Raw genomic sequence first — 26446 nt, forward strand, 5'->3', positions numbered from 1 at the left:
GGAGCTAGTGCCCCATGACCGTCCTACGTCGCGTGGGGCTGCGGGTTGCCTGGCTGGCCGGTAGCCTCGCCCTTGCGTCGTTCCTGATCTTCCTCGTCACCAACGCACTTCCGGGCAACATCGCCCATGTCATCCTCGGCACCAATGCCAGCCCGGGGAGGTGGAGGCGCTCGAGCAGCGGCTCGGCCTGCACCGCCCCTTCCTGACCCGGTACGCCGAGTGGATCTCCGGCGTGCTGCGGTTCGACTTCGGCATCTCCTACTACACAGGAGAGCCGGTCAACCCCCTGATCGCGGCGCGGCTCGAGGTCTCGGGCTCGCTCATCGTGCTGGGCATGCTGCTCGCCATCCTCATCGCCATTCCGGTGGGCGCGTACTCGGCGGTGCGGCGTCGCCATCTGGACGGGGTGGCGGTCTCGGCGCTGTCGCAGATCGGGCTCGCGATCCCCGCCTTCTGGGCCGGCATCTGGCTTGTGATCGTGTTCGCCGTCCAGTTGCGCTGGCTGCCCGCGGGCGGGTACGTGTCGTTCTGGAAGGACCCCGCCCAGTGGGCGGTGCACCTGGTCCTGCCTGTGACGTCGCTTGCGGTGGTGCAGGCCTCCGTCATCTCACGCTATGTCCGTAGCTCTGTCATCGACGTGCTGCACGAGGACTGGTTCCGCACCGCGCGCGCCGTCGGCTGGTCGCGGATGGGGCGCTGTGGCGGCACGGGATGCGCAACATATCCATCTCTCTGCTCACGGTGATCGGGCTCCAACTCGCGACGCTGCTCGTCGGTGCCATCATCATCGAGCAGGTTTTCGCCCTGCCGGGCTCGGGTCGACTCTCCTGATGGCGGTGTCGCGTCGGGATCTGGGCATCGTGCAGGCGATCGTGCTGCTGCTGGTGTGGTCGGTGCTGCTGATCAACTTCCTGGTCGACATCACCTACCAGGTCGTCGACCCGCGGCTGAGGCGGAGGGGGAGGTCGAATGAAGCGCGGCACGCTCGTGCTCAGCCTCGTGCTGATCGGCATCGTGGTGGCTCTGGCCGTCGTCGGGATCTTCTGGACACCGTTCGACCCCTCGGAGATCTCCGGGCCGCGGCTGGAGCCTCCGGGTGGCCGCACGTGCTGGGCACCGACGGGATCGGGGCGGATGTCGCGTCGCGGATCATGAGCGGCGCGAAGATCTGCCTGCTCGTGGGTATCGTCTCGGTGGCGGGCGCCGCGCTGGTGGGCGTGCCGGTCGGCATCTTCTCGGGCATGACGAGGGGCTGGATCAGCGAGATCCCGGCCAGGCTCTCCGACATCCTCTACGGCTTCCCGCGCTGCTGCTCGCGATCCTGCTGGCCGCGGCGGTCGGCGGTTCGACGTGGACGGCGATGGTCGCGATCTCGATCGCGACGGTGCCGGCGTTCGTCCGGCTGTCCCGTGCCGCGACCTACCAGGTGATGAGCCTCGGCTACGTCGAGGCGGCCCGGGTGTCGGGTACCCCGCGACTGGCGATCGCCTGGCGGCACGTGCTGCCCAACATCGCCCCGGTACTCGGGGTTCAGGCCTCCGTCAGCTTCGGCATCGCGATCCTGGCGGAGGCGGGCCTCAGCTACCTGGGGCTCGGCTCGGGCCCGGACGCCCCGACGTGGGGTCGGATGCTGCGCGAGGCACAGGACAACCTGTTCAACGCCCCCGCGCTCGCTCTCTGGCCAGGGCTGGCCATCGCCATCGCGACGATGGGCTTCAACCTGCTGGGTGACGGCCTGCGTGACCTGCTCGACCCCGCCTGAGGGAGGTGTCATGACCCTGCTCGAGGTGACGGATCTGACGGTCCGGTTCGGGAAGAACCGGCCGGCCGTCGACGGGATCAGCTTTTCGCTCGGCAACCACGACCGCCTCGGCATCATCGGCCAGTCCGGCTCGGGCAAGTCGGTCACGTCGCTCGCGATTCTCGGCCTGCTGCCGGAGCATGCGCAGGTGACCGGGTCGATCCGGTTCATGGGACGCGAGCTGGTAGGCCTCCCGAAAGGGAGTACCGCAGCCTGCGCGGCAACGAGATCTCGATGGTGTTCCAGGAACCGATGACCGCGCTCGACCCCACGATGCGGGTGGGCAGGCAGTTGGGCGAGGTGGTCGCACTCCACCACGGCGACCGGCGCGGGTCGATCCATGACGGTGTCCTCGCGTGGCTGGCCCGGGTGGGGATCGTGGAGCCGGCCCGGATCGCCGACTCCTATCCGCACGAGCTGTCCGGTGGGCAGCGGCAGCGGGCCCTGATCGCGATGGCGCTGGCCAACGAGCCTGCACTGGTGCTGTGTGACGAGCCGACGACCGCTCTCGATGTGCTCGTCCAGCGGCAGATTCTCCAACTTCTCGCGGAGCAGTTGAGGCAGCGGGCGGCGGTGTTCGTCTCGCACGATCTGGCGGTCGTGCGGGAGGTCTGCCCCCGGGTCGCCGTCATGCTGGACGGCCGGATCGTCGAGGAGGGCGCCGTTGAACAGATCATCTCCGAGCCGCGGCATCCCTACACGCGCAACCTGATCGCGGCCGCGCGGATGGGGGTGCAGCGGTGAGCCTCGTGGAGATGTACGGCGCCAGCGCCACCTACCGCCGCTCCGGGACGGAGTTCGTCGCGCTGAGCGGGGTCGACCTCACGGTGGAGCCGGGGAGAAGGTCGGCATCGTCGGAGGCTCCGGGTCGGGGAAGACGACGCTTGCCCGGCTGATGCTCGGCCTCCTGAGGCCGTCGGCCGGCGACGTGCGGTTCCAGGGCCGCTCGATCATCGGGTTGCCGGAGCGGAGGCGGGCTGGTTGCGGGCCTCGGCGTCGATGGTGTTCCAGGACCCGAACTCGTCGCTGAACCCGCGGATGCGGCTCCGCGACATCATCGGCGAGCCGCTGCGCTCACCTGTGCTGCGGAACCGTCCCGACGTGCCTGAGCTCAACGAGGAGGCATTGCGGGCGGCGATGCAGGGCGTCGGGCTCGGGCTCGATCTCCTTGACCGCTATCCGCACCAACTCTCGGGTGGACAGCGGCAGCGCACCGCGATCGCGCGGGCCCTGATCAACGATCCGGCGCTTCTGGTTGCCGACGAGCCGGTCTCGGCGTTGGATGTGATGGTGCGAGCCCAGGTGTTGAACCTGCTCTCCGAGGAGGTGGCCCACCGCAACCTCGCCCTCGTGCTCGTGTCGCACGATCTGGGCGTCGTCTCGCGGCTGTGTGACAGCGTCGTGGTGGTGGAGCGGGGCCACGTGGTTGAGCGTGGCCCGGTGGGCAGCGTACTCACTGCGCCGTCGCACAGGTACACCAGCGAACTGATCGAGGCGACGTTGTCGCTGTGAGGGGTTCGCCGAGGGCGGAGTGGGACGCGCGTCGGCCCGGGTCGCCGGAGAAGTAGAATCCCTCTCCGTGAAGGCACTGCTACTCGAGAACATCCACGCCGAGGCCGAGAAGACGCTGCGCAACCGCGGCTTCGAGGTCGAGACCCGTCCCGGCGCCCTCAGTGAGGACGACCTGATCGCCGCCCTCGAGGGCGTCGAGTACCTGGGGATCCGGTCCCGCACCTATGTGACGCGCAAGGTCATCGAGTCGTCCCCGACCCTGGAGGCGATCGGCGCGTTCTGCATCGGCACCAACCAGGTCGACCTCGAGGCGTCCGCGGAGGCCGGGGTCGCCGTGTTCAACGCGCCCTACTCCAACACCCGTTCCGTTGTCGAGTTGGCGATCGCCGAGATCATCTCGATGGCGCGTCGCCTCACCGACCGGAACCGTGACATGCACGAGGGCCGCTGGGACAAGTCGGCGGTCGGTTCCCACGAGGTGCGTGGCCGCACGCTCGGCATCGTCGGCTACGGCAACATCGGTTCGCAGCTGTCGGTGGTGGCCGAGTCGCTCGGCATGAGCGTGATCTTCTACGACGTCGTCGACCGGCTCGCGCTGGGCAACGCCCGCCGCGTGGACTCGCTGGATGAGCTCCTGGCGCAGGCCGAGACGATCTCGCTGCATGTCGACGGTCGCGCCTCCAACAAGAACCTGTTCGGTTCCCGGGAGTTCGCCAGGATGCGGCCCCGGTCGCTGTTCCTGAACCTGTGCCGCGGCCCCGTGGTCGACCTGGACGCGCTGTACGAGAACCTCGTCAGCGGGCACATCGCCGGGCGGCGATCGACGTCTACCCGACCGAGCCGAGGTCGAAGGACGAGCCGTTCGTCTCGAACCTCCAGAACGTGCCCAACGTCATCCTGACGCCCCACATCGGTGGCTCGACGCTCGAGGCGCAGGTCGACATCGGCCGCTACGTGGCGGGCAAGCTGGCCGACTACCACGAGTTGGGCGGCACCTCGATGTGCGTCAACATCCCGAGGTGGCCGCGGGCCCGAAGAACTCCGACGCCCGCATCGCGCACCTGCACCGCAACGTGCCCGGTGTGATGGGTCGCCTCAACTCGCTGCTGGCGGAGTTCAACATGAACATCGCGTCGCAGACGCTGGCCACGAAGGGCCACCAGGGTTACGCGATCACCGACGTCAGCGGGGTGGGCTACGAGGGCCTGCAGGCCCGCCTCGAGGCGTTGGACGAGACGATCGAGGTCCGCGTCATCTGACGCGGGGAAAGATCCTCAGAGGGGCGCCGGCGGGAAGCCGGCGCCCTCCTTCCACGTCTGGGCGACGTGACCTGGGAAGGGTGGGGCGACGGCGCGGGCGGCGTCAGCCCAGATAGCGCAGGGCGGCGTCGTGCAGGTGGCCGTTGGTGGCGAGGGCCCCGGGCCCATGGACCCCGTCGACCCCGGCCAGGTTCGTGAACCTGCCGCCCGCCTCGCGCACGATGATGTCCAGTGCGGCCATGTCGTAGAGCGCCAGATCCGGTTCGCAGGCGATGTCCACGCAGCCCTCGGCCACCATCATGTAGCTCCAGAAGTCCCCGTAGGCCGGCTCCTCCAGCACTCCCGCATCAGGTCGATGAAGCCCTGCCCTCCGCCTGCCTCCACCCACTCGGAGATCTCGGAGTACGACAGCGACGCGTCGGCGACCTGCTCGACCTTGCTGACCCTGAGCTCTGTCGCGTTCAGGATGGAGCGACCCGTGAAGGCTCCGCCGCCCTCGCTGGCCCACCACCTGCGCCCGAGCGCGGGCGCTGACACGACCGATGCGACGATCCGCCCCTCGACCTCGAGCGCGATGAGGGTGGCCCAGACGGGCACGCCCCTGAGGTAGTTCTTGGTCCCGTCGATGGGGTCGATGATCCACCGCCTGGGTGCGTCACCGGTGTCGGCGAACTCCTCGCCGTGTACCGCGTCCCGCGGCCTGGTGCGGGCCAGCGTGCGTCGGATGGACTCCTCGACGGCTGTGTCGGCCTCGGTGACCGGGGTGTTGTCGGGCTTGGAGGAGAACCGCAGATCAAGGGCCTTGAACCGGTTCATGGAGAGCGAGTCGGCGTCGTCGGCCATCAGGTGCGCGAGGCGCACGTCGTCGGTGAGGTCCTTGGTTTGAGCCATGGCACCAACTTAGCGAAGCGTGGCCACGGTCGTGGTGAGGCGCTCCGTGTGGTTCAGTTGCCCCGTGGGCAACAGGACAGGGCGTCGCATGGGCTGTGGCTCGCGCTCGCCTTCTTCGTGGTGTCGCGCCTGGCCGTCCTGGCGGGGGTGTGGCTGAGGGGCGGGGATCCGACGACGTTGCTGGTCAGTTTCGATGCGGCCTGGTATCTGCGGGTGATCGAGGACGGCTACATCGTCGTTCCGGGTGAGCGTTCCGGACTGGCGTTCTTCCCGTTGGTGCCGGTGGCGGCCCGCGCGCTGGTCGCGGCCGGGATGCCGGCGGAGTTCGCGCTCGTCGGACTGGCGGTGCTGGGTTCGCTGCTCGCGGTGGTGGCGGTGTGGCTGGTCGGCCGTGAGGTGGCCGATCCCGGGGTCGCGACGTGGCTTGCCCTGCTGTGGTTGATCGCACCGCGGTCCCACGTGCTGATGATGGGGTACACGGAGGGGCGTTCACCGCCGCGGCGATGTTCGCGTTGCTGGGGGTGCTGCGGCGTCGCTGGGCTCTGGTGGCCGTGGCGGGCTTGTGGCCGGGCTGGTCCGGCCGACGGCGGCGCCCCTGATCGCGACGCTGGGGCTCGTGTGGCTGGTGGATGTCGCGGTGACGTGGCGCAGGGAGGGCAGGCTGCGTCCCTTCACGCCGCAGTTCTGGGCACTGGCGGTGGCCTCGTCCGGGTTCGCGGCCTACCTGGCGTACGTGGCCTGGAGGATGGGTTCGCTCACGGGCTACCTCGAGGTGCAGGCGGCCTGGAACCAGCGGCTCGGTACCCCGCTGGACACGCTGCGCTGGTACGCGGCCCTGGAGCCGGGGCAGCCGGGGTTCGCGCTGTATGCGAGCGTCGGTGTCGTCGTGCTCTGCTACCTCGTGGGTGGGGGCTGATGTTCGTCACCCGGGAGCGGTGGGAGCTGATCCTCTATGCGGGCCTGAGCATCCTGCTGGTCCTGTTGCAGCAGAACTACTTCTACTCCTCGGCCCGGTTCCTGCTTCCGACGGTGCTGCCGTTGCTTCCGGTGGCGCGGTTCGCCGGGCGCGGGCGCGGGCGCTGTGGGTGCCGCTGTTCGCGGTGCTGACCGTCGCCTGGATGCTGTGGTCGGTGTCGGTGATGCTGGCGGACCACTCGCCGTAGCTCAGCTGAAGGCGCGCTCCATGCGGCGGAACGACGCGAGTCGCTCTGCGGTGAGACGCCCGTCGGTGACGGCGTCATCGAGGGCGCATTCAGGGGCGCCCGTCCCATGTCGGCAGCCCCGGGGACAGCCCTCGGCATAGTCGGACAGGTCCTGGAAGGCGCCGAGGATCGACTCGGTGCGGACGTGGCTGATCCCGAACGACCGGACGCCGGGGGTGTCGATGATCCAGCCGCCGTCCGGCAGCTCCATCGCCACGGCGGACGTCGACGTGTGGCGTCCCTTCCCGGTGAGCTCGCTGACCTCCGCCGTGGCGCGGTTGGCGTCGGGGATCAGGCGGTTGACGAGGGTCGACTTGCCGACGCCCGAGTGCCCGACGAACACGGTCACGTGGTCGGTGAGGGTGTCGACGACGTCGGTGAGGTCTGAGCCCGGCTCGGTGACGACGATGCCGACGCCGAGCGGCTCGTAGGCCTCGCGCAGCGCGTCGGGGCTTGCGAGATCGGACTTGGTGAGGCAAAGCGTGGGGAGATGCCCGCGTCGAAGGCGGCGACCAGGATGCGGTCGATCATGCCGACGCGCGGTGGCGGGTCGGCGAGTGCGGTGACGATGAACAACTGGTCGGCGTTGGCGACGATCGGCCGTTCGAAGGTGTCGGCGTCATCGGCGCTGCGGCGCAGCACCGTGGTGCGCCCGAGCACGTCGACGACCCGGGAAAGGGTGCCCTCGTCGCCCGAGGTGTCGCCGTCGAGGCGGACCCGGTCGCCGACGATGATGCCCTTTCGGGAGATGAGCCGGCCGCGCACCGCCGTGACGAGGGTGTCGTCGATCAGGCAGCGGTAGCGGCCACGGTCGACCGAGACGACGCGGGCCACGGGGAGCGCCGTGTAGTCGGGGCGCTCCTTGGTGCGGGGCCGTGACTTCCTGCGGGGCGGTCGAATCCGGTGTGGTCGTCCTCGTGGATGCTCATCCGATGAGACCGGCCCAGTCACCGGGAAGCGGGGCATCGTCTTGGAGACGCAGTCGATGTCGTCGATCCGCACGCCCGGCACCCGCAGTGCGAGGAGGGCGGCGAAGTGGACCATCCGGTGATCGGCGTATGCGTGCAGCACGGCGGGGCGCAACTCGCCGCCGCCGATGATGCGCAGGCCGTCGGCGGTCTCGGACGCGTTGACGCCCAGGCGCCGCAGTTCCGTCTCGAGGGCTGCGAGCCGGTCGGTCTCGTGGCCGCGGATATGGGCGACGCCCGAGATGATGGTGGTGCCGTCGGCGAGGGCACCGAGGGCGGCGACGACGGGGTGAGCTCGGAGGCGGCCGAAAGGTCGACGTCGATTCCGCGGAGGGTACCCGTGCCGTGGAGCGTGACGCTGCCCGCGTCGCGTTCGATGCGCGCGCCCATCCGCTCGGCGATGGCGAGGAACAGGGCGCCGGGCTGGATGCTGCGCTCGGGCCACCCTGGCACCGTCACCGAGCCGCCCGCGACGGCGGCCGCCGCAAGGAACACCGAGGCGTTGGTCAGGTCGGGCTCGATGGTGGTGTCGGCTGCAGCGATGCGCCCGGGAGCAACCCGCCAGGATGTGGCATCCGGCTGGGACACGGCCACGCCGCGTTCCCGCAGCATCTGGATGGTCATCTCGATGTGTGGGCGTGACGGCAGATCGTCGCCCGTGTGCCGCAGGGTGAGGCCCTCCGGCAGCCGGGCGCCGACCAGCAGCAGCCCGGAGATGAACTGGCTCGAGCCGGACGCATCGATGTTGGCGGTGGCGTGGTGCTCGGCGGGTGGCGTGATCCGGAACGGCAACCGGTCGGAACTGACGATGCAGCCGAGCTGCCGCAGTCCGTCGAGGATCGGGCCCATGGGGCGTTCGCTCGCGTGGGGTCGCCGAAGAAGCCGGACGGGCCGTCGGCCAGCATCGCGACGGGCGGGACGAAACGCATGACGGTGCCCGCGAGGCCGCAGTCGATCTGGCCCGCGCCCGTGAAGCGTGCGGGGGAGAGACACGGAGCCGGTCACCGTGGGGTTCGATCGCGACACCGAGCGCGCGGAGCGCATCGATCATGAGGCTCGAGTCGCGTGATTCGAGCGCGCCGGTCAGCAGCGACGGGCCGTCGGCGAGGGCGGCGAGCACGAGGGCCCGGTTGGTCTCCGACTTCGATCCGGGGACGCTGACCCGTCCGACGACGTGGGCACGGGCATGGGGAAGGGCTGCCTCTGTCACGAGGTTGCGGCGTCGATCTTCTTGGTGATCCGGCGGGCCTGACGCTTGGCCCTGCGGGCGAGTTTCTTCGCCTTCTTCTCGGTCCTGGCGACGCTCGCCCTGGCCGATTTCGAGATGTCCTGGCCGAGTTCCTCGGCCTTCTTCCCCGTGAGCTTCGCGGCGTTCTCCGCGCGCCAGGTGAAGCTCGGCTGCCCTGGGTGTCCAGGATGCCGAGGACGGACGCGCCCAGGAGGGACACGTTGAGCAGCACGCCGGGGCGGGCCGCCTCCCTGGCCTCCACGGTGGCGTTGCGGCCGGGCAGCGCCATCGCGACGTTGAGGACGCTCGCCTTCGCGAGGAGCAGCGCGCCGATCCTGCGCCCGAAGCCGGTGGCGAACATGGCGCCGCCCGCGATCTGGGCGACCCCTGCGATCCGGACCCACGTCTCGGCCTTCTCGGGCACATAGGACGACATGTCCGCGGGCACCACACGCTGGATCAGCGGCGTGACCTTCGACGCGAAGGCCTCAGCATCCGGAGCGCTCTCGGCGGGCCTGGTGACCGCCTTGACGCCATCGAGGATGAAGTGACCGGCGAACATGGTTCGGGCAACGAATCGCAGGAGGCTCATGCGCCCACCCTACTAGGCTGGCACCATGTGCGGACGGTATGCGGCCACTGCCAATCCGGATGAGCTCGTCGAGGAGTTCGAGATCTCCTTCGTGGACGACGGGATGGATGAGGTGTGCGCCCCGCGGTACAACATCGCACCCACGGACACGGTGCCGGCCGTGGTCGAACGGGCGAAGGACGACGCCGTCACCCGCAAGCTCGTCGGGCTCCGGTGGGGCCTCGTGCCGGGCTGGGCGAAGGCGCCGACCGCGACCATGATCAACGCGCGGGTGGAGACGCTCACCGTCAAGCCGTCGTTCCGGAAGGCCGCATCGGCGAGGCGCTGCCTGCTCCCGGCGAGCGGCTACTACGAGTGGCGTCCCGAGACCCCTGCAGGCGGGCGACGGCCGGTCAAGCAGCCCTACTTCCTGCACCCGCCGTCCGGCCCGATGGTGATGGCCGGGATCTACGAGTTCTGGAAGGGGCCGGACGGGTGGATCGCCTCGACGGCGATCATCACGACCGACGCCACCGACGAGCTCGGCTGGGTGCACGACCGGATGCCGATGGTGGTGCCGGCCGACTCACGCGACGACTGGCTCGACCCCGGCCTCACCGATGCGGCCGCCGCTGTGGCGCTGCTGGCGACGCCGTCCAACCTGGCGCACCGCAAGGTCTCCCGGGCGGTCAGCACCGTCGGCAACGACGGGCCGGAGTTGATCCTTCCGCTGGCCTGAGCGCGGAATACCGCGGCGCGATCCGTGGTTGTCCAATGGCATGAAGCTCGCGCAGGAACAGTCGGTGGTGGTCGAGGCCGAGACCCTGGTGCGCACGGCGCTATTGTTTCTCCTGATGGAAGAGCAGGATCTGGCCACCGTGCCAACGACATCCGACCTCGACGACGCCGAAGCTGCGGCCGCGTTCGAGGAGGAGGCGCTGAGCCATCTCGACAAGCTGTACGCGGCTGCGCTCCGGATGACCCGCAACCCGGCCGATGCCGAGGATGTCGTCCAGGACACGTACGCGAAGGCATTCGGGTCGCGTCACACCTTCACCCGGGCACCAACCTGCGCGCGTGGCTGTACCGGATCCTGACGAACACCTACATCAACGCCTACCGCAAGGCCCAGCGGAGTCCGCAGACCAGCGGCGACGAGAACGTCACCGACTGGCAGCTCGCCAAGGCCGCCTCGCACGACTCGGCCGGGCTGCGCAGCGCGGAGATGGAGGCGCTCGACCAGACGCCCGACGCGATGGTCGCCGAGGCGATGGCGCAGCTTCCGGAGAACTTCCGCACGGCCGTCCTGCTCAGCGATGTCGACGGTTTCTCCTACAAGGAGATCGCGGAGATCATGGGCACACCGATCGGCACCGTGATGAGTCGCCTGAACCGCGGACGTGCCCAACTACGCGAACTGCTCGCGGACTATGCACAGGAACGGGGAATCGGTCGCAAGGAAGGAGGTCGACGATGAGCACCATGGGTATGTCCCAGGAGCACGACGAGATGGACGAGTGTGTCCAGGCTCTCGCGCGCGTCCACGCCTTCCTGCACCACGAGCTCGTCGAGGCCGACGCCGACCTGATCCGTGTACACCTGCACGCATGCGAGCGATGTATGGAGAACTTCGAGATCGAATCCACGATCACCGAGATGATCGTGCGTAGCCAGCCCGTGGAGAAGGCCCCACATCGCTGGCCGCGAGGGTCCAGACGATGCGCATCTCGCGTCACTGATCCAACCGAAGACAAAGCCCCGCTGAGACAGCGGGGCTTCAGTGCCTCTGGGAGGCGGACGGCTCAGGCGTTGGGACGCTTACCGTGGTTGGCCTTGTTCTTACGACGCGCGCGGCGCTTGCGACCGGTCTTACCCATGATGGGACTCCTCGAGAGTGGTGTGCTGACCTGCACATTCTGCCAGAACCGGCACTGCAGGAAAAAGCGCGACGTGGCAGAGTGTGCTCCGTGGGACGTGCAGTGGAACGGATGACAGACGACGAGTGGCTCGACACCTTCGTCACGCAGTGGCAACTCCTTGCCGATCTGAGCTTCTCGGATCTCGTGCTGTGGCGGGCCTTGACGCCCGAGGGGACGTGTTCGAGTGCACCGCGCAGATCCGGCCGGTCACCGGGCCCACGGCGCTCGAGGACGACATCGTGGGGAGCGGATCGAGTACGACCCGGAGCACCAGGTCACCGTCTCCTACATGACCCATGAGATCTGCGAGACGAGCAACAACGCGCTGAGCGCGGGCATCCCCGTCGACGTCTGGGCCATCCCCGTGCTGCGCAACGGGCAGCCGATCGCCGTGATCGAACGGCACACCAACCAGATGGGGATGCGGGCCACCGGTGCGCTGGAGGAGAACTTCGTCGAGGCGGCCGAGATTCTCACCCAGATGCTGATGCGGGGCGAGTTCCCGTTGGTGCCGCCGTCGGACAACGCGCTGGCACCCAGACCTGCGGACGGCGTGCTGCGGGTGCAACCTGACGGGATCATCAGCTACGCGAGCCCCAACGCCATCACCGGGTACCGCAGGCTGGGCGCCCTGGGTGACATCGAGGGTGAGCACTTCCGGGAGCTCACGCGGCGCCTCAGGGAGGGTGTCGAGTCGATCGGGCAGACGGTCAACGCCGACATCGACGGGCGCCTGACGCTCGAGTTCGACGTCGAGACCAGGAGCGCGTCGATGCGCTTCGTGGTGCTGCCGCTGTGGTTCGAGTACACCTCGGCGGGCATGCTCGTGCTGTGCCGCGATACGACCGATCTGCGGCGCCGTGACCGGATGCTGCTGACCAAGGATGCGACGATCCGGGAGATCCACCACCGGGTGAAGAACAACCTCCAGACGGTCGCCGCGCTGCTGCGGATGCAGTCGAGGCGGCTCGAGTCGCCCGAGGGCAAGGACGCGCTGCGCGACGCCATGCGGAGGGTGTCGTCGATCGCCATGGTCCACGAGACGCTGTCATACTCGCTGGTCGAGGAGGTGGCCTTCGACGAGGTGTGTGACAAGATCCTCGACATGGTCGGCGACCTCGCCGCGTCGCACGGAACTGTGCGGGCGGTGCGTCGCGGCTCGTTCGGGGTCGTTCCCGCCGACATGGCCACGTCGCTGTCGATGATCATCACCGAGCTCTGCCAGAACGCGATCGAGCACGGCCTCAGCAGTTCATCCGGCCTCGTCGAGGTCGTCCCGGCGCGTGAGGGCGCACGGCTCGAGGTGCAGATCCTGGACGAGGGCCACGGCCTGCCGGATGGGTTCAAGCTCGGCAACCAGAAGTCGCTCGGTCTTTCCATCATCTCGACGCTGATCCACGACCTGCACGGCACGCTCACGATCGCGAACCGGGAGGATTCCCCGGGCACCATGGCGCGCATCGAACTCCCGTACCGAGGGGCTAGGGGAGCGACCTGACGACGATCAGGAGTTGCGCAGGCGGGAGCGTGCTGCGCGGCGCTTGATGGCGCGGCGCTCGTCCTCGCTCAGGCCACCCCACACACCGTGGTCCTGGCCGGCCTCGAGGGCCCAGGCGAGGCACTGTTCACGGACCACACAGCGCGCGCAGATCTTCTTGGCTTCTTCGATCTGCTGCAGAGCCGGGCCCGTATTTCCGACGGGGAAGAACAACTCCGGATCCTCAGTGAGGCAGGCAGCCTTGTGGCGCCAATCCATAGTTGTGCTCCTTCTTTTGGTGGGTGTTCATGGGCCGCGGAACCTCCGCAAGCTCAAGCAGGCTACCCCGGGAACAAGGATAGGCAATAGGACGGCTGGAATGTGACCGGTTGGCGAGATCCGGGTGGAACGGCTGACTTGATCGTGCAGGCCGAGCCTGAAAGGCTCGACCCGTGAACCTACCAGCACTGCGCCGCCCCTGCCAGCCGTTGCCGCCGTCCTCACGTTCGTGACGGGCGTGGCGTTCGTCGGCGTCGGCATCGCCTCGGTGGCGGCCAACTCGAAGACGTTCGGGTGGGGGTCGCCGTCATGCTGATCGGGTACGGCCTCGTGCTCTGCCTGATCGCATGGGTCGTGGCCAGCGGACGCAGGTGGGCCTGGGGCTGATCGTGGCCTCCTCGCTGCTGCACGCCAGCGCGATCGGCAGTTTCCTGACGAGCCAGGACCGGACGCAGTTCGTCCTCATGCTGACCATCGCGCCGTTCGTCCTGGCCACGCTCCTGGCGTCGGTGATCGCCTTCGGCCGCGGGGAACTCACGGCCGAAGACGGACGTTCCGACTAGGACAGCCGGCCAGCTCCGGGGCGGGCACGACGGTGAACCAGGTGGGGCCCCGAACCCGGCGCCCGCAAAGGCCTCCGCGATCTCGCCGCCGATCCGGTCGCCCTCACCCGCACGCACCAGCGCGATGATGCAGCCGCCGAAGCCGCCGCCGGTCATCCGCGCGCCGAGTGCGCCCGAGCGACGGGCCTGATCGACCGCGAGGTCGACGGTGGGCACCGTGATCTCGTAGTCGTCGCGCATCGACTCGTGCGAGGCGTCGAGCAGGGGGCGAGGGACGCGAGCTCGCCCGTGCGGGCCACCTCGAAGGCCTGCAGCACCCGCTCGTTCTCGGTGACGACGTGGCGGACGCGCCGCCTCATCGTCTCGTCCCCGAGCGCGGCCAGCGCCGCGTCGAGGTCGGTGACGTCGCGCAGCGCCGGGACACCGAGGATGGCGGCGGCCTCCTCACAGGAGGCGCGCCGGGCGCCGTACTCGCCGTCCACATGGCTGTGCGGGGTGTGGGTGTCGAGGACGAGGACCTCGAGCCCCTGCTCGGCGAGGGGAGGGGCACCTGCTGCGCCTCGAGCGAGCGGCAGTCGAGGAAGAGGCCCGCGTCCTTCTCGCACAGGGTGCTGGCCGCCTGGTCGAGCAGCCCGGTGGGGCCCCGACGTAGGCGTTCTCCGCGACACGGGCGAGCTTCGCCCGGTCCATCGGTGCGATGTCGAGCCCGTACAGACCCGACAGCGCCGCGACGGTGGCGCACTCGATCGCGGCGGAACTGGAGAGACCCGCCCGAGGGGCACGTCGGATGTCAGCACCAGCGTCGCACCGCCGACCCGGTGGCCGGCCTCGCGCAGCGCCCATGCGACGCCCGCCAGGTAGGCCGACCAGCCCTGCTGCCCGGGGCGAGCCCGGAGAGCGGAAGCTCCACGTCCTCGTCCAGCTCGAGGGAGACGACCCGCAGAGTGTCGTCGTCCCGGCGGCCCGCGGCGATGACCGCCTTGCGGTCGAGCGCGAAGGGCAGCACGAAGCCGTCGTTGTAGTCGGTGTGTTCCCGATCAGGTTCACGCGTCCGGGCGCGAACCAGAGACCCTCGGGCGCCTCACCCGCCACCGACTCGTAGCGGCTGCGCAGCGCGTCAAGGTCGATCATTCAGTCCTCCTCGTCGTCGAGGCGGGCGAGCCAGGAGGCCAGCCGCTCGACAGGCGTCTCAAATTCCGGGAACAGGTCAACAAAGGTGCGCAACTGGTCGGCTAGCCACTCGAAGGTGATCTCCTCGTGGCCGCGCCGATCCGCGAGCTCCTCGAGCCCGCGATCCGTGAAGTACATGGAAGTCAGCCTAGCGCCGCGTCCATGAGGTCGTCCTCCTGCGCCTTGTGCACCTTGAGCGACCCGACCGAGGGCGCCGACGACCATTCGCGGGTCACGGGAACCATGTCCAGACGGAACTCCGGGAAGTGCGTTGCGACGGCGTCGGGAAGGTGGGCCGCCATGAAGGGCCAGCCGCCCTGGTTGGCGGGCTCATCCTGCACGTATCGCACGTCGGTGACGTGGGCGTAGCGACGGAGGACCTCGGCCAGCTCCGCACCGGGCAGCGGGTAGAGCCGCTCGAGCGCCACGATGGCGATGGATCCGTCATGGCCCTTCGCCTCCCGGGCCGCCACCAGATCCCAGCGCACCTTGCCCGAGCACAGCAGCACACGGGTGACCTTCGAGGGGTCGGTGATGCTCGGATCATCGAGCACCGGATGCCACGCGCCTGAGGTGAAGTCGCTCGGCCGCGAGGTCGCCAGCTTGTTGCGCAGCATCGACTTGGGCGTCGCGATCACCACGGGGCGGTGGTAGTTGACGTAGGCGTGCTGGCGCAGCAGGTGGAAGTAGCTGGCGGGCGTCGACGGCTGGCACACGGCGAGCGCGTTCTCGGCGCACAGCTGGAGCCACCGCTCGATGCGGGCGGAGCTGTGGTCGGGACCCTGCCCCTCGTAGCCGTGTGGCAGGAGCAGCACGACGCCGGACTTCTGACCCCACTTGGCGTTGCCTGCCGCGACAAACTCATCGGAGATCGTCTGGGCGCCGTTGACGAAGTCGCCGAACTGGGCCTCCCACATGACCAGCGCGTCGGGGCGCGCCACGGAGTAGCCGTACTCGAAGCCGAGGGCGGCGTACTCGCTGAGCAGCGAGTCGAACACGTCGAAGGAGGCCTGGTCGTCCGCCAGGTGCTTCAGCGGCACCCACGCCTCGTTGGTCACCCGGTCGACGATCGCGGCGAAGCGCTGCGAGAACGTGCCACGCCGCGAATCCTGGCCGGCGAGGCGCACGGGACGGTGCTCCATCAACAGGGAACCGATGGCGATCATCTCGGCGGTCGCCCAGTCGATGGGACCCTCCATGATCGCCTTGGCGCGGCGCTCCAACTGCGGCTTCACCTTCGGGTGCACCATGAACCCCTCAGGGAACTGGGTGTGCACGTCGGCGATGGTCTGCAGCATCTCCGAGGTGATCTCGGTGAGGCGTGCGTCGGGCTTGGTCGGGTAGTACGGCACGCGCGTGTAGTCGTCGTCGGAACCGGACTTGTCGCGCACCTCACGGAACACGTTCTCGAGCCGGCTGCGGAACCGGTTCATGACGTCCTCAGCGTCGGCCATCGAGATGTCACCGCGACCGATCAGCGACTCGGTGTAGAGGCGCCGCGTCGAGCGCTTCTGCTCGATGAGGTCGTACATGTTGGGCTGCGTGAAGCTCGGGTCGTCGCCCTCGTTGTGGCCTCGGCGGCGGTAGCAGACGAGGTCGATGACCACGTCGCGGTGGAACTTCTGCCGGTAGTCGAATGCGATCCGGGCGGCCCTGATGCAGGAGTCCGGATCGTCGCCGTTGACGTGCAGCACGGGCGCGGAGATCGCCTTGGCCACGTCGGTGGAGTAGATCGAGCTGCGCGACTCGGTGGGGCGGTGGTGAAGCCGACCTGGTTGTTGACCACGACGTGGATGGTGCCGCCGGTCTTGTAGCCGCGGAGTTGGCTCATCTGCAGGGTCTCGAACACGACGCCCTGGCCGGAGAACGACGCGTCACCGTGCAGCGTGAGCGCGAGCACCGGGTAGTCGTCGGCGGCGATGGTGTCCTGCTTGGCGCGGGTGATGCCCTGGAGGACCGGGTTGACGGCCTCGAGATGCGACGGGTTCGCCGCCACGGACGCCTTGATGGTGGCCCCGTTCGAGGACACGAAGGTGCCCTCGGCGCCGAGGTGGTACTTCACGTCACCGGTGCCGGTCACATCGAGGACACCGTCGAACTCGCGGAAGATCTGGGCGTACTTCTTGCCGACGATGTTGGCGAGCACGTTCAGGCGGCCGCGGTGCGGCATGCCGATGCAGACCTCGTCGAGCGAGTCGTTGGCGGCGAGCTGCGCGATCTCATCCAGCAGCACGATCATCGACTCGCCGCCCTCGAGGGAGAAGCGCTTCTGACCGACGAACTTCGTCTGCAGGAACGTCTCGAAGACCTCGGCCTCGTTCAGCTTGTCGAGGGCGTGCATGTGCTCCTCGTGCGTGAGGGGACGGTGCGGCACCTCCATGCGCTGCTGGAACCACTCGCGCTGGCGCGGGTCGGCGATGTGCATGTACTCCACGCCGACGGTGCGGGTGTAGGAATCCTGCAGGATCGAGATGATCTCGCGCAGCGTCAGGTAGACGCGGTCGGTGCCGCTGAGCGTCCCGACGGCGAACTCGCGGTCGAGGTCCCAGATGCTGAGCCCGTGGCTCTCGAGGCGCAGATCCTCCTGGGTGCGCTGGCGGTACTCGAGCGGATCGGTGTCGGCCACCATGTGACCGAACGTGCGGTACGCGTTGGCGAGTTCGAGGACCCGGGCCGTCTTCGAGACCTGCTGGTCGCGGTGCGCCGAGATGTCGGACGACCAGCGCAGCGGCTCGTAGGGGATGCGCAGCGCGGTGAAGATCTTGTCGTAGAAGCCGTCCTCGCCGAGCAGCAGAGCGTGCATCTTCTTCAGGAACTCGCCGGAGGTGGCGCCCTGGATGACGCGATGGTCGTAGGTGCTGGTCAGCGTCGTGACCTTGCTGACACCCAGTTCGGTGATCCGCGACGGGCTCATGCCCTGGAACTCTGCCGGGTAGTCGATGTTGCCGACGCCGAGGATGAGGCCCTGACCGGTCATCAGACGCGGCACCGAGTGGTTCGTGCCGATGCCGCCGGGGTTGGTGAGCGACGCGGTGGTGCCAGCGAAGTCGCTCACCTGCAGCTCGCCGGCCCTCGCCTTCGCGATGACCTGCTCGTAGGCCGACCAGAACTGGGAGAAGTCGAGGTTCTCGCAGCCCTTGATGTTCGGCACCAGAAGCTGACGGGTCTCGCCCTTCTTCAGGTCGATCGCGATGCCGAGGTTGATGGCCGGGTTGTCCACCATGTTCGGCTTGCCGTCGATGACGGTGTAGGCGTTGTTCATGTCGGGCAGCGCCTTCAGCGCCTGCACCATGGCATAGCCGATGATGTGGGTGAAGGAGACCTTGCCACCCTTGGAGGTGCGCAGGAAGTTGTTGATCGTGGTGCGTTGGTCGATCACGAGCTTCATGGGGACCGACCGGACCGACGTTGCCGTCGGGACCGTCAGCGACGCATCCATGTTCTTCGCCGTACGCATCGGCGCGCCCCGCAGCACCGTGTACTTCGGCTCGGCCGCGGTGGGTTGGGGGCGAAGTGACGGGTTCGGGGCGTTGGCCGACAGGCCGGCCCCGCTTCCGGGGTTGTTGGGTGCTCCCGCGCCGCGGCGGACCGGCTCGACCTGTGGCTTGGAGGCGGCGGGCTTCGGCTCGGGCTGGGCCGCCGGCTGCTGGGTGGGCGGCTGGGCCGTCACCGTCGGTTCGGCCGGTGCGGGTGCGGCGACCGCTGCAGGTGCGGGCGCTGAGGGCGCTGGGTGCGCCGCGGTGGGCTGCTCGGCCGCGAAATAATCCCGCCAGGTCTGGTCGACGGACTGGGGGTCGGCCTCGTAGGCCTCCCGCATTTCGTCGATCAGCCAGGAGTTGGCCCGAATGCGTCGATGGAGTCAGGTGCTGACATATGCCTAGTGGCGCTGGCCACGATCCCCTCTGTCTGGATTCCGGCCGCAGGCGCCTGCGGCTGCTGAACGGAAGCTTACCCAATCTCCCGGGACAACGTGTCACGAAGTCTGGTGCTGGACTTCACAGTCAGCCACAGCGCGTATCCCGTGAGCACCACCAGGCCGGTGTTGCGCAGAATGAGCACCGCCGTCTCAGGGCCGGAGCCCAGCGGAACGGCCATGATCCCGAAGGCCGCCCACGGGTAGGTCACCTGCGTGAGGGCGCCCAGCAGGATGAGTGACGCGGCGAGCACGTTGAGATGCCTCCGCAGCCATCCGCTGACGCGGTGCAGATAGAGGGCCGCCACCGGGCCGCCGAGCCACACGATGTACTGCGGCGAAAGGGTCTTGTTGGCGATGACCGTGGCGAGCACGATGGTCAGCACGGCCAGCGCCATGGCCTCCGGGAGCCGTGAGTCGCCGGTGCCGAGGTTGCGGATCAGCCGGTAGCTCAGATAGGCGGTGAGCAGGATCGCCGCCACCGTGAGCACCGACGACACCGTCAGGAGCAGGGCCACCCGGGCTGCCCCGACAGGATCTCCAGCGCATTGAACTCGGTGAGATCGATGTTCCAGGACGCGTTGTCCGTGAACGTGCGCAGGAGCATCAGGGGGTGGCGGGGACCGACTCGATCTGCAGGCCCGGTCGCCCTGCCAGGTGATGGGTGAGGCTGAACGATCCCAACCGCTGGTGAGCAGTGACGCTGCGGCGAGCCCGAACCCGACGACCAAGAACCCGATCACCCTGCGGCGCGCCACGGTGTCCCTGAACGGATGTGGGGCCAGCAGGGGCCGATCAGCAGCGCGGGCCACAGCTTGACAGCGGCGCCCAGCCCGATCAGCCCGCCCGCGATCCGCGGTGGGTCATCAACAGAAGGCAGGCCCAGGCGACGAGCGCGGCGGGGATCAGGTCGAAACGCGACCACAGCACGGCGCCCTGGACGCCGGTGAACAGGATCCAGAAGAGTGACGCCGCGGGTTGCGCCTGCGGTAGAAGGAGATGGCAACGGCGGCGTCGAGCACGACGAAGGCGACCATGAACGGGACGGTCCACTCGTAGAATCCGCCGAACGCCTTGTACAGCGCGCCCAGGATCCACACCGCGGGCACCGGGTACTCGGTCATCGTGTCGGGGCGCCCTGCTCGAACATGGCCCACAGGTTGGCGCCGTAGTAGGAGATGTCGTTGATGACGAACTGGACGGAGCCGATGCGCAGTGTCAGCGCAGTGAAGATCCGGGTGACCAGGAAGGCGACCATCAGGCCTGCGACGGTGAGGGCATCGCGCGAGGAGAACCCGTCCGATCGGGAGTCCGTGCGATGTGCGACAACTCGACCTCCTCAACCGGCCGATGTGCAAAGGCCAGGCGCCGGTCGGCGCCCCGCGAGGATTCGAACCTCGGCTCCCGCCTCCGGAGGGCGGTGCTCTATCCCTGAGCTACGGGGCCGACGCACCGTCAGGCGCGACGTCGGAAAGGTTAGCACCACGGACGCCACCCTGTCGCACCGGCGCCCGCGCGGCGCCCGAGCAGTGGGACGACCATGGCGTGGCTCCGCGGCACTCTGGCAGGCTTGCGCGCATGACGCACATGCACATCGCCGGGTCGATCCATGCCGACGCGGCCCAGGGGGACCCACGTGGCTGCGCGTGCCCGATGACCTGAACGAGCTCGACCTGAAGCTGTGGCCGCGGGCACCGAGCGCGATGAGCAGGGCCGGATCGTGGTGGCGGGGCGGCCCTGACAGACGTCGTGGCCGAACACGGGACGCCGACCTATCTGATCGACGAGGACGACTTCCGCTCCCGGGCCCGCGACTTCCGGGACGCATTCCCCGGCTGGGAGATCTACTACGCGGGCAAGGCGCTCCTCACCCGGCGGGTCGCCCGCTGGGCGGCCGAGGAGGGGCTGAACCTCGACGTCACCACCATGGGGAGATGCGCATCGCGCTCGCAGGCGGCATGCCCGCGGCCCGCCTCGGACTCCACGGCAACAACAAGTCGGATGAGGAGATCGCGTTCGCGCTGGAGCAGGGGTCGGGCGCATCATCGTCGACTCGTTCGACGAGATCGAGCGGCTCGAGGCCGCCTGCAGGGCCGGCGGGCACCGGGCGAGCGTGCTGGTGCGCGTCACCACAGGCGTCGAGGCGCACACCCACGAGTACATCGCCACCGCCCACGAGGATCAGAAGTTCGGGCTCAGCATCATGGGAGGCATGGCGCTGACGGCGCTGGTGCGCTGCCACTCGTCCGAGTTCCTGGAACTGCGCGGCATCCACAGCCACATCGGCTCCCAGATCTTCGAGACCCTGGGGTTCGAGGTCGCGATCCGTCGCACCATGAAGCTCGCCAGCCAGTTCCGCACCGCCACCGGCGTCGAACTGCCCGAACTGGACCTCGGCGGCGGGTTCGGCATCGCCTACACGGCGGGCGACACCCCGCAGACGACCACTGACCTCGCCGCGGCGTTCGAGGAGATGGTCGAGCACGAGTGCCGGGCCCTCGGGCTCGGCCGCCCCGCACTCTCGATCGAACCCGGCCGTGCGATCTGCGGACCCTCCGGGGTCGCGATCTACCGCGTCGGGACGGTCAAGACCGTCGAGCTCGAGGGTGGTCGCTCCCGCGTCTACATCAGCGTCGACGGCGGCATGAGCGACAACATCCGACCCGCGCTGTACGCGGCGGAGTACTCGGCAGCCATCGCCGAGCGCACCTCCGACGCCGAGGCGGTGCTCTGCCGCGTGGTGGGCAAGCACTGCGAGGGCGGCGACATCCTGATCCGCGACGTGTTCCTCCCCTCGGATGTCGCCATCGGTGACCTGATCGCCGTGCCGGGTTCGGGCGCCTACGCCAGGAGCATGGCGAGTAACTACAATCAGATCCCGAAGCCGCCGGTGGTCAGCGTGAAGGACGGCGTCACATCCGTGATGCTGCGCCGCGAGACGCTCGACGACCTCATGAGATTGGACGTGGGACAGTGACAAGGCCACTCAAGGTCGCCCTTCTCGGAGCCGGCGTCGTCGGCTCCCAGGTGGCACGCATCATCGTCGAACAGGGCGACACGCTCGAGTCCCGGATCGGGCGCAGGCTCGAGCTCGTGGGCGTGGGGGTGCGCAATCTCGACATCCCCCGCCCGGCATCGACCCGGCCCTGCTCACCGACGACCTCGAGGGCTCGTCACGCGCGGTGACCTCGACGTCGTCATCGAGCTGATCGGCGGAATCGAACCCGCCCGCGGCCTCGTGTTGAAGGCCATCGGGCATGGTGCATCCATCGTCACCGCGAACAAGGCGATGCTCGCCGACGACCTCGGGTCGCTCTCGCGCGCCGCCGAACGTCAGGGCGTCGACCTGTTCTACGAGGCCGCCGTCGCGGGCGCCATCCCGATCATCCGGCCGCTGCGCGAGTCGCTCGTCGGTGACGAGATCACCGAGGTGATGGGCATCGTCAACGGCACCACCAACTTCATCCTCGACAAGATGTCCACGGAGGGCGTCGACTTCGGCGAGGCGCTGGCGGAGGCGCAGGCCCTGGGCTACGCGGAGGCCGACCCGACGGCCGACATCGAGGGCCACGATGCAGCGGCGAAGGCCGCGATCCTCGCAGGCCTCGCGTTCCACACCGAGGTCAACCGCGCCGAGGTGTTCTGCGAGGGGATCTCGCATGTGACGTCGGCCGACATCGCCGCAGCCGACCAGATGGGCTGCACCGTCAAGCTCCTCGCCATCGCCAAGCTGACCGACGACGACCGGATCATCGTCAAGGTCCACCCGGCCATGGTCGCGGACAAGCATCCGCTGGCATCGGTCTCCGGCGCCTACAACGCCATCTTCGTCAACTCCCGCGAGGCGGGCGAACTGATGTTCCTGGGCCAGGGCGCCGGCGGCAACCCGACCGCCTCGGCTGTGATGGGCGACGTGGTGACGGTGGCCCGCAACCGGGCCCGCGGCACCGCGGCCCACTTCAGCCCGCCTACACCCGTCGCCCGGTGGCGCCGATCTCCGAGTCCCTCGCCCAGTTCTACGTGAACTTCGACGTGGTGGACCGGCCCGGCATCCTGGCCAAATGCGCCGCCGTTTTCGGTAGGCACGGGGTGTCGCTGCGGATCGTCCAGCAGTCGCTGCAGGACGACGCCTCGCCGACCGACGGGTTCCCGCGCGGCTGGGCATCATGACGCACCAGACCCTCGAGGCGAACCTCACAAAGGTGCTCGAGGAACTCCACGAGGCCGACTTCGTGGGCTCGAACGTGCGCGTGATGCGGGTCGAGGGCTTCTGAGGTGGGGCGCCGCCTCACCGTCCGGGTCCCTGCGACAACGGCGAACGTCGGCTCCGGCTTCGACTGCCTCGGTATGGCCTTCGACCTGTTCGACGAGCTCGAACTCGAGGTGACCGACCGGCCGGGGGAGCTCAGCGTCGTCGTCGACGGCGCCGGCGCGGGTAACGTCCCGCTCGATGAGCGCCACCTCGTCGTGCGCTCGCTGCTCGAGGGCTGTCAGAGTGGGGCGCTGAGCGGCCGGGGCTACGCCTGATCTGCCACAACCGCATTCCCCACTCCCGGGGCCTCGGGTCGTCCGCCGCGGCCATCGTCGCGGGACTGGCCTTCGCGTGGGCCATCGCCCGGCCCGGCCGGGAACTCGACCGCGCCGAGCTGACCCGCGTCTCCAGCCGCCTCGAGGGCACCCCGACAATGCGGGGGCCGCTGCCTGGGGCGGGGCGATCCTCGCCTGGTTCGACGGCGACGACGTGCGCCTCGTGAATCTCGAGGTGCACGCGTCGCTCGGGATCCGGGTGTGGGTGCCCGACTTCGAGGTCGCGACAGCCGGGGCCCGCTCGGTGCTTCCCGAGTCTGTGCCCCGGACGGACGCCGTCGCCCAGGCCGTCGCGGCGGCCGCGTTGCCGCTCGCGCTGGAGCGCAGGCCCGACCTGCTGCTCGCCGCCACCGAGGACCGGCTGCATCAGGGATACCGGGCGGCCATGATGCCGCAGTCCTGGGAACTGCTGACGAGGCTGCGGGCCTCGGGCGTGCCGCGGCCATCTCGGGGCGGGTCCCGCCGTGCTCGCCGTCGGCTCCGATGCTGAGCTGGCCGCCGCCGACGCCGTCGCGCACGACGGCTTCCGTCGCCTCGAGCTGGCGATCGGCCCCGGGTCGAGCTCCGCGAGCCTGCCTGACGACACAGGTCCGGCCCCATCGGCAGCAGGCCGATGGGGCCGGTTCATGGAGCGGCGATGGTCGCGTTGTCGGAGGTGGCGAAGAACCCGGCGAGGTCCGGATGGGCCTGCAGGATGCCCTGAGCCTTGTTCAGGGAGATGGTGCGGTCGGCCTGACCGTCCTGGACGTCGACCACGGTGATACCGGGCGCGACCGCCTGCAGGTGCTCGAGGAACGCGTCACGGCGAAGCGCGGCGTCGCCGACCAATCCGTTGGTGATGGCGGCCTGCAGCTGAATCAGCTGCTTCTCGCCCTCATTCTCGGTGTCGGGTCCATTGAAGGTCACCTCGACCCCGCAGGTGGGCGAGGCGGTTGGACGACGACTCCTCGACAGGCTCGGCGGCGACAGGGGTGAGCCGACCCGCACGATCATCGCTCCGGAACTGGTGGTGAGGTCGTCGAGCGGCCGGACCGTGCCGCCGACGGCCTGACCCGGCCGGCTTCGGCTTTGCCTCTGGGCGGGCGGTGCTAACCTTGCGATGTTCACTGATCGATGGCGCCCAGCTGCGACTTGGAATCCCCGCCTGTGCAGCGCCGGAGTGATCCTCATTTTCTTGAGCCGAGAGGCCGCAATCCTGTCCTCGCCTTTCGGTGTTTTGTGGAAGGAAGTCCGTGACCGAAAACGGTTCCCACCTGGACAGCATGAAGCTGCCCGAACTGAAGTCCGTCGCCTCCGGCCTCGGGATCAAAGGCATCTCCGCGATGCGTAAGGGCGACCTGATCGCCGCGATCCAGTCCGCCGGTTCCGGCCAGCCGCAGCAGCGCCGCAGGGCGAGTCGCCCCGCAGGCGAGGCCGCGCCCGCCGCAAAGGCGGAGCCGCAGGCGGTCGAGACCGCGGCGCAGCAACCGAAGGGCGAGCAGGGCGGGCCCCGCCAGCGCCGTGACGAACAGCGCGGCGACGAGCAGAAGCACGAGCGTGCCGCGGAGAACCAGCCTGAACTGGTGGCCCGGGACGGCGGCCGCCCCGAGACCCAACGCCATGACGCTCCGCAGGGTGAGGGAGGCTCCGAGGGCGGCTCCCGCAACCGTCGCCGCCGCGCCCGTGACCGGACCCCGTCCGGCACCCAGGGCGTCCAGCAGGACACCATCAACGTCGTCGGTGAACTGCTCGACGCCGCGATGGGCCAGCCCGCCACCGCCACCGTCGCCGTCCCGCCACCCGCCCCGCCGCGCAGATCGACTCGTACGACGACGAGCCCGGCGGTTCGCGCCGCAGCCGCCGCCGCCGCAACCGCGAGCGTCCCGGAAACAGCAGCAACAACCGTCGCTCCGGCCGTGGTGGACAGGGTCTCGACCGGATGGAGACCGAGCCCACCGTGAACGAGGACGATGTGCTCGCCAACGTTTCCGGCATCGTCGACATCCTCGACAACTACGCGTTCGTCCGCACCACCGGTTACCTGCCCGGATCGGCGGACGGCTACCTGCCGATGTCGACCGTGCGCCGCTACGGGCTGCGCCGCGGAGACGTGATCACCGGCGCCATCCGCGCCCCGCGTGAGGGGGAGCGCAAGGAGAAGTTCAGCCCCATCGTCCGGCTCGACACCGTCAACGGTGACGACCCGGAGAAGGCGAAGGGACGCGCCGAGTTCGCGAAGTTGACCCCGCTGTACCCCAGGAGCGGCTGCGCCTCGAGACGGTGCAGAACAACCTGACCGGGCGCATCATCGACCTCGTGTCGCCGATCGGCAAGGGCCAGCGCGGCCTGATCGTCTCGCCCCGAAGGCGGGCAAGACCATGGTCATGCAGGCCATCGCCAACGCGATCGCCGCGAACCATCCCGAGGTGCACCTCATGGTCGTCCTCGTCGATGAGCGCCCGAGGAGGTCACCGACTTCCAGCGGACCGTCTCGGGCGAGGTCATCGCGTCGACGTTCGACCGTCCCGCCGAGGACCACACGATGGTCTCCGAGCTCGCCATCGAGCGCGCCAAGCGCCTCGTCGAGCTGGGCCACGACGTGGTCGTGCTGCTCGACGGCATCACGCGCCTCGGCCGCGCCTACAACCTGGCCGCGCCCGCGTCGGGCCGCATCCTGTCAGGTGGTGTCGACTCCGCGGCGCTGTACCCGCCGAAGAAGTTCTTCGGCGCTGCCCGCAACATCGAGCACGGAGGATCACTCACCATCCTCGCCACGGCCCTCATCGAGACCGGCTCGAAGATGGACGAGGTCATCTTCGAGGAGTTCAAGGGCACCGGCAACATGGAACTGCGCCTGCGCCGTGAGCTTGCGGACAAGCGCATCTTCCCCGCCATCGACGTCGATGCGTCGAGCACCCGCCGCGAGGACCTGCTGCTCGGCCGCGACGAGCTGAACATCATCTGGAAGCTCCGCCGGGCACTGTCCGGGCTGGACGACCAGTCGGCTCTGGAGATGCTCAAGTCACGCATGACGAAGACGGCCACCAACCACGACTTCCTGCTGAGCGTCCTGAAGACGACGCCCGCGCAGGAAGGGTGACGCGCCGACTTGGATTTCGCCCCGCGA

General features: G+C 69.0%; 19 protein-coding genes, 1 tRNA gene and 18 pseudogenes. 18 read left to right on the forward strand and 20 right to left on the reverse strand.

The genetic code is table 11. The features are described 5' to 3' along the window. Nucleotides 1-14: 14 nt before the first annotated feature. From G7085_RS20820 to serA, 7 genes and pseudogenes are all read left to right on the forward strand, one after another. Nucleotides 15-986 (forward strand): annotated as a pseudogene (locus G7085_RS20820) (ABC transporter permease); the annotation flags it as partial. Continuing rightward, a pseudogene (locus G7085_RS20825) lies at nt 970-1762 on the forward strand (ABC transporter permease). The pseudogenes G7085_RS20820 and G7085_RS20825, both read left to right, overlap by 17 nt. Nucleotides 1763-1772: 10 nt before the next feature. After that, nucleotides 1773-2545 (forward strand): annotated as a pseudogene (locus G7085_RS20830) (ABC transporter ATP-binding protein). An 11-nt stretch (nt 2546-2556) separates the two neighbouring features. Then, the gene (locus tag G7085_RS20835) at nt 2557-2697 is read left to right on the forward strand and encodes a hypothetical protein (protein ID WP_197512361.1); all 141 of its coding nucleotides are present in this window, start codon (nt 2557-2559) and stop codon (nt 2695-2697) included. Further along, nucleotides 2694-2831 carry a hypothetical protein gene (locus tag G7085_RS35830; protein ID WP_408647234.1) on the forward strand — a complete coding sequence of 46 codons (138 nt, stop codon included), beginning with the start codon at nt 2694-2696 and terminating at the stop codon, nt 2829-2831. The genes G7085_RS20835 and G7085_RS35830 overlap by 4 nt, the downstream gene beginning before the upstream one ends. Continuing rightward, on the forward strand, nt 2783-3313 hold the full coding sequence (locus G7085_RS20845) for an ABC transporter ATP-binding protein (RefSeq protein WP_197512363.1): 531 nt from the start codon (nt 2783-2785) through the stop codon (nt 3311-3313). The genes G7085_RS35830 and G7085_RS20845 overlap by 49 nt, the downstream gene beginning before the upstream one ends. Before the next feature lie 67 nt (nt 3314-3380). Then, nucleotides 3381-4572: pseudogene (serA, locus tag G7085_RS20850) on the forward strand (phosphoglycerate dehydrogenase). Between the two features lie 103 nt (nt 4573-4675). On the opposite strand, the pseudogene G7085_RS20855 reads toward serA, so the two are convergent. Together G7085_RS20855 and G7085_RS20860 are read right to left on the reverse strand one after the other, a co-directional pair. Beyond that, nucleotides 4676-5463 (reverse strand): annotated as a pseudogene (locus G7085_RS20855) (inositol monophosphatase family protein). A gap of 227 nt (nt 5464-5690) precedes the next feature. Continuing rightward, complete coding sequence (locus G7085_RS20860) at nt 5691-5942, reverse strand: hypothetical protein (RefSeq protein ID WP_197512365.1); 252 nt, start codon at nt 5940-5942, stop codon at nt 5691-5693. An 83-nt stretch (nt 5943-6025) separates the two neighbouring features. Here G7085_RS20860 and G7085_RS20865 point away from each other — a divergent pair, with 83 nt between their 5' ends. Further along, nucleotides 6026-6379, forward strand: coding sequence for a hypothetical protein (locus G7085_RS20865; protein ID WP_197512367.1), 354 nt, complete (start codon nt 6026-6028; stop codon nt 6377-6379). After that, the gene (locus G7085_RS20870) at nt 6379-6570 is read left to right on the forward strand and encodes a hypothetical protein (RefSeq protein ID WP_197512369.1); all 192 of its coding nucleotides are present in this window, start codon (nt 6379-6381) and stop codon (nt 6568-6570) included. Before G7085_RS20865 ends, G7085_RS20870 begins: the two co-directional genes overlap by 1 nt. 57 nt (nt 6571-6627) lie before the next feature. Here G7085_RS20870 and rsgA read toward each other — a convergent pair. The 4 pseudogenes from rsgA to G7085_RS28360 all read right to left on the reverse strand — a co-directional run. Next, nucleotides 6628-7594: pseudogene (rsgA, locus tag G7085_RS20875) on the reverse strand (ribosome small subunit-dependent GTPase A). A gap of 82 nt (nt 7595-7676) precedes the next feature. Beyond that, nucleotides 7677-8677, reverse strand: a pseudogene (locus G7085_RS20880) (3-phosphoshikimate 1-carboxyvinyltransferase); the annotation flags it as partial. 1 nt (nt 8678) lies between these two features. Further along, a pseudogene (locus tag G7085_RS35835) lies at nt 8679-9287 on the reverse strand (hypothetical protein); the annotation flags it as partial. Further along, nucleotides 9184-9453, reverse strand: a pseudogene (locus G7085_RS28360) (DoxX family membrane protein); the annotation flags it as partial. The pseudogenes G7085_RS28360 and G7085_RS35835, both read right to left, overlap by 104 nt. 25 nt (nt 9454-9478) lie before the next feature. On the opposite strand from G7085_RS28360, the gene G7085_RS20885 reads away from it, so the two are divergent. Then, complete coding sequence (locus G7085_RS20885; protein WP_197512371.1) at nt 9479-10171, forward strand: SOS response-associated peptidase; 693 nt, start codon at nt 9479-9481, stop codon at nt 10169-10171. A 115-nt stretch (nt 10172-10286) separates the two neighbouring features. Further along, a pseudogene (locus tag G7085_RS20890) lies at nt 10287-10949 on the forward strand (sigma-70 family RNA polymerase sigma factor); the annotation flags it as partial. A gap of 285 nt (nt 10950-11234) precedes the next feature. Here G7085_RS20890 and G7085_RS35840 read toward each other — a convergent pair. Beyond that, nucleotides 11235-11309 carry a 50S ribosomal protein bL37 gene (locus tag G7085_RS35840; RefSeq protein WP_390620223.1) on the reverse strand — a complete coding sequence of 25 codons (75 nt, stop codon included), beginning with the start codon at nt 11307-11309 and terminating at the stop codon, nt 11235-11237. 111 nt (nt 11310-11420) lie between these two features. On the opposite strand from G7085_RS35840, the pseudogene G7085_RS20895 reads away from it, so the two are divergent. Continuing rightward, nucleotides 11421-12849, forward strand: a pseudogene (locus tag G7085_RS20895) (sensor histidine kinase). A gap of 6 nt (nt 12850-12855) precedes the next feature. Here the strand turns inward: G7085_RS20895 and G7085_RS20900 are convergent. Next, nucleotides 12856-13107, reverse strand: a complete 252-nt coding sequence (locus G7085_RS20900) for a WhiB family transcriptional regulator (RefSeq protein WP_077351911.1) — start codon at nt 13105-13107, stop codon at nt 12856-12858. A 371-nt stretch (nt 13108-13478) separates the two neighbouring features. Here G7085_RS20900 and G7085_RS28365 point away from each other — a divergent pair, with 371 nt between their 5' ends. After that, complete coding sequence (locus G7085_RS28365) at nt 13479-13670, forward strand: hypothetical protein (RefSeq protein ID WP_231980837.1); 192 nt, start codon at nt 13479-13481, stop codon at nt 13668-13670. 126 nt (nt 13671-13796) lie between these two features. On the opposite strand, the pseudogene G7085_RS28370 reads toward G7085_RS28365, so the two are convergent. The 11 genes and pseudogenes from G7085_RS28370 to G7085_RS20935 all read right to left on the reverse strand — a co-directional run. Beyond that, nucleotides 13797-13910 (reverse strand): annotated as a pseudogene (locus G7085_RS28370) (galactokinase); the annotation flags it as partial. A 204-nt stretch (nt 13911-14114) separates the two neighbouring features. After that, nucleotides 14115-14513 (reverse strand): GHMP family kinase ATP-binding protein, encoded by a 399-nt coding sequence (locus tag G7085_RS28375; protein WP_231979776.1) that lies wholly within the window; start codon nt 14511-14513, stop codon nt 14115-14117. Further along, nucleotides 14461-14676, reverse strand: a complete 216-nt coding sequence (locus tag G7085_RS28380; protein ID WP_331716059.1) for a hypothetical protein — start codon at nt 14674-14676, stop codon at nt 14461-14463. Before G7085_RS28380 ends, G7085_RS28375 begins: the two co-directional genes overlap by 53 nt. Before the next feature lie 12 nt (nt 14677-14688). After that, nucleotides 14689-14801 (reverse strand): annotated as a pseudogene (locus G7085_RS35845) (galactokinase family protein); the annotation flags it as partial. Further along, entirely contained in the window at nt 14802-14978 is a 177-nt protein-coding gene (locus tag G7085_RS20910; RefSeq protein WP_197512374.1) for a DUF6104 family protein, read from the reverse strand. A 5-nt stretch (nt 14979-14983) separates the two neighbouring features. Next, entirely contained in the window at nt 14984-16294 is a 1311-nt protein-coding gene (locus G7085_RS35850) for a 2-oxoglutarate dehydrogenase component E1 family protein (protein ID WP_408647235.1), read from the reverse strand. Then, nucleotides 16280-18657, reverse strand: a pseudogene (locus G7085_RS35855) (multifunctional oxoglutarate decarboxylase/oxoglutarate dehydrogenase thiamine pyrophosphate-binding subunit/dihydrolipoyllysine-residue succinyltransferase subunit); the annotation flags it as partial. The pseudogene G7085_RS35855 and the gene G7085_RS35850, both read right to left, overlap by 15 nt. 131 nt (nt 18658-18788) lie before the next feature. Then, nucleotides 18789-19271 carry a hypothetical protein gene (locus G7085_RS20920; protein WP_197512375.1) on the reverse strand — a complete coding sequence of 161 codons (483 nt, stop codon included), beginning with the start codon at nt 19269-19271 and terminating at the stop codon, nt 18789-18791. 387 nt (nt 19272-19658) lie between these two features. Continuing rightward, nucleotides 19659-19877 carry a hypothetical protein gene (locus G7085_RS20925; RefSeq protein WP_197512376.1) on the reverse strand — a complete coding sequence of 73 codons (219 nt, stop codon included), beginning with the start codon at nt 19875-19877 and terminating at the stop codon, nt 19659-19661. Next, nucleotides 19874-20011, reverse strand: coding sequence for a hypothetical protein (locus tag G7085_RS20930; protein WP_197512378.1), 138 nt, complete (start codon nt 20009-20011; stop codon nt 19874-19876). Before G7085_RS20930 ends, G7085_RS20925 begins: the two co-directional genes overlap by 4 nt. Before the next feature lie 117 nt (nt 20012-20128). After that, nucleotides 20129-20199: transfer RNA gene (locus G7085_RS20935), tRNA-Arg, on the reverse strand. Nucleotides 20200-20331: 132 nt separating this feature from the next. Here G7085_RS20935 and lysA point away from each other — a divergent pair. From lysA to thrB, 3 pseudogenes are all read left to right on the forward strand, one after another. Further along, a pseudogene (gene lysA / locus G7085_RS20940) lies at nt 20332-21730 on the forward strand (diaminopimelate decarboxylase). Continuing rightward, a pseudogene (locus G7085_RS20945) lies at nt 21712-23027 on the forward strand (homoserine dehydrogenase). The pseudogenes lysA and G7085_RS20945 overlap by 19 nt, the downstream one beginning before the upstream one ends. A 1-nt stretch (nt 23028) precedes the next feature. Beyond that, nucleotides 23029-23897 (forward strand): annotated as a pseudogene (thrB, locus tag G7085_RS35860) (homoserine kinase); the annotation flags it as partial. Nucleotides 23898-23964: 67 nt separating this feature from the next. Here the strand turns inward: thrB and G7085_RS20965 are convergent. After that, nucleotides 23965-24447: a type 1 periplasmic-binding domain-containing protein gene (locus G7085_RS20965; RefSeq protein WP_197512384.1), complete on the reverse strand. Its 483-nt coding sequence runs from the start codon at nt 24445-24447 to the stop codon at nt 23965-23967. A 125-nt stretch (nt 24448-24572) separates the two neighbouring features. On the opposite strand from G7085_RS20965, the gene G7085_RS20970 reads away from it, so the two are divergent. Both G7085_RS20970 and rho read left to right on the forward strand, forming a co-directional pair. After that, complete coding sequence (locus G7085_RS20970) at nt 24573-25280, forward strand: Rho termination factor N-terminal domain-containing protein (protein WP_331715861.1); 708 nt, start codon at nt 24573-24575, stop codon at nt 25278-25280. Next, nucleotides 25277-26419 (forward strand): annotated as a pseudogene (rho, locus tag G7085_RS20975) (transcription termination factor Rho). The gene G7085_RS20970 and the pseudogene rho overlap by 4 nt, the downstream one beginning before the upstream one ends. Nucleotides 26420-26446: the final 27 nt, after the last annotated feature.

Origin of the sequence: Tessaracoccus coleopterorum (assembly GCF_011174705.1) — a bacterium.
In the GTDB taxonomy this organism is placed as follows: domain Bacteria; phylum Actinomycetota; class Actinomycetes; order Propionibacteriales; family Propionibacteriaceae; genus Arachnia; species Arachnia coleopterorum.

Bases quoted from the DNA above. Each gene is read 5' to 3' on its own strand.
- G7085_RS20835 (WP_197512361.1), top strand. From the start codon at position 2,557: ATGTACGGCGCCAGCGCCACCTACCGCCGCTCCGGGACGGAGTTCGTC.
- G7085_RS20870 (WP_197512369.1), top strand. From the start codon at position 6,379: ATGTTCGTCACCCGGGAGCGGTGGGAGCTGATCCTCTATGCGGGCCTG.
- G7085_RS20885 (WP_197512371.1), top strand. From the start codon at position 9,479: ATGTGCGGACGGTATGCGGCCACTGCCAATCCGGATGAGCTCGTCGAG.
- G7085_RS20900 (WP_077351911.1), bottom strand. From the start codon at position 13,107: ATGGATTGGCGCCACAAGGCTGCCTGCCTCACTGAGGATCCGGAGTTG.
- G7085_RS28375 (WP_231979776.1), bottom strand. From the start codon at position 14,513: ATGGGCGCTGCGCGAGGCCGGCCACCGGGTCGGCGGTGCGACGCTGGT.
- G7085_RS20910 (WP_197512374.1), bottom strand. From the start codon at position 14,978: ATGTACTTCACGGATCGCGGGCTCGAGGAGCTCGCGGATCGGCGCGGC.
- G7085_RS35850 (WP_408647235.1), bottom strand. From the start codon at position 16,294: ATGGCCGACGCTGAGGACGTCATGAACCGGTTCCGCAGCCGGCTCGAG.
- G7085_RS20925 (WP_197512376.1), bottom strand. From the start codon at position 19,877: ATGACCGAGTACCCGGTGCCCGCGGTGTGGATCCTGGGCGCGCTGTAC.
- G7085_RS20930 (WP_197512378.1), bottom strand. From the start codon at position 20,011: ATGGTCGCCTTCCTGGTCACCCGGATCTTCACTGCGCTGACACTGCGC.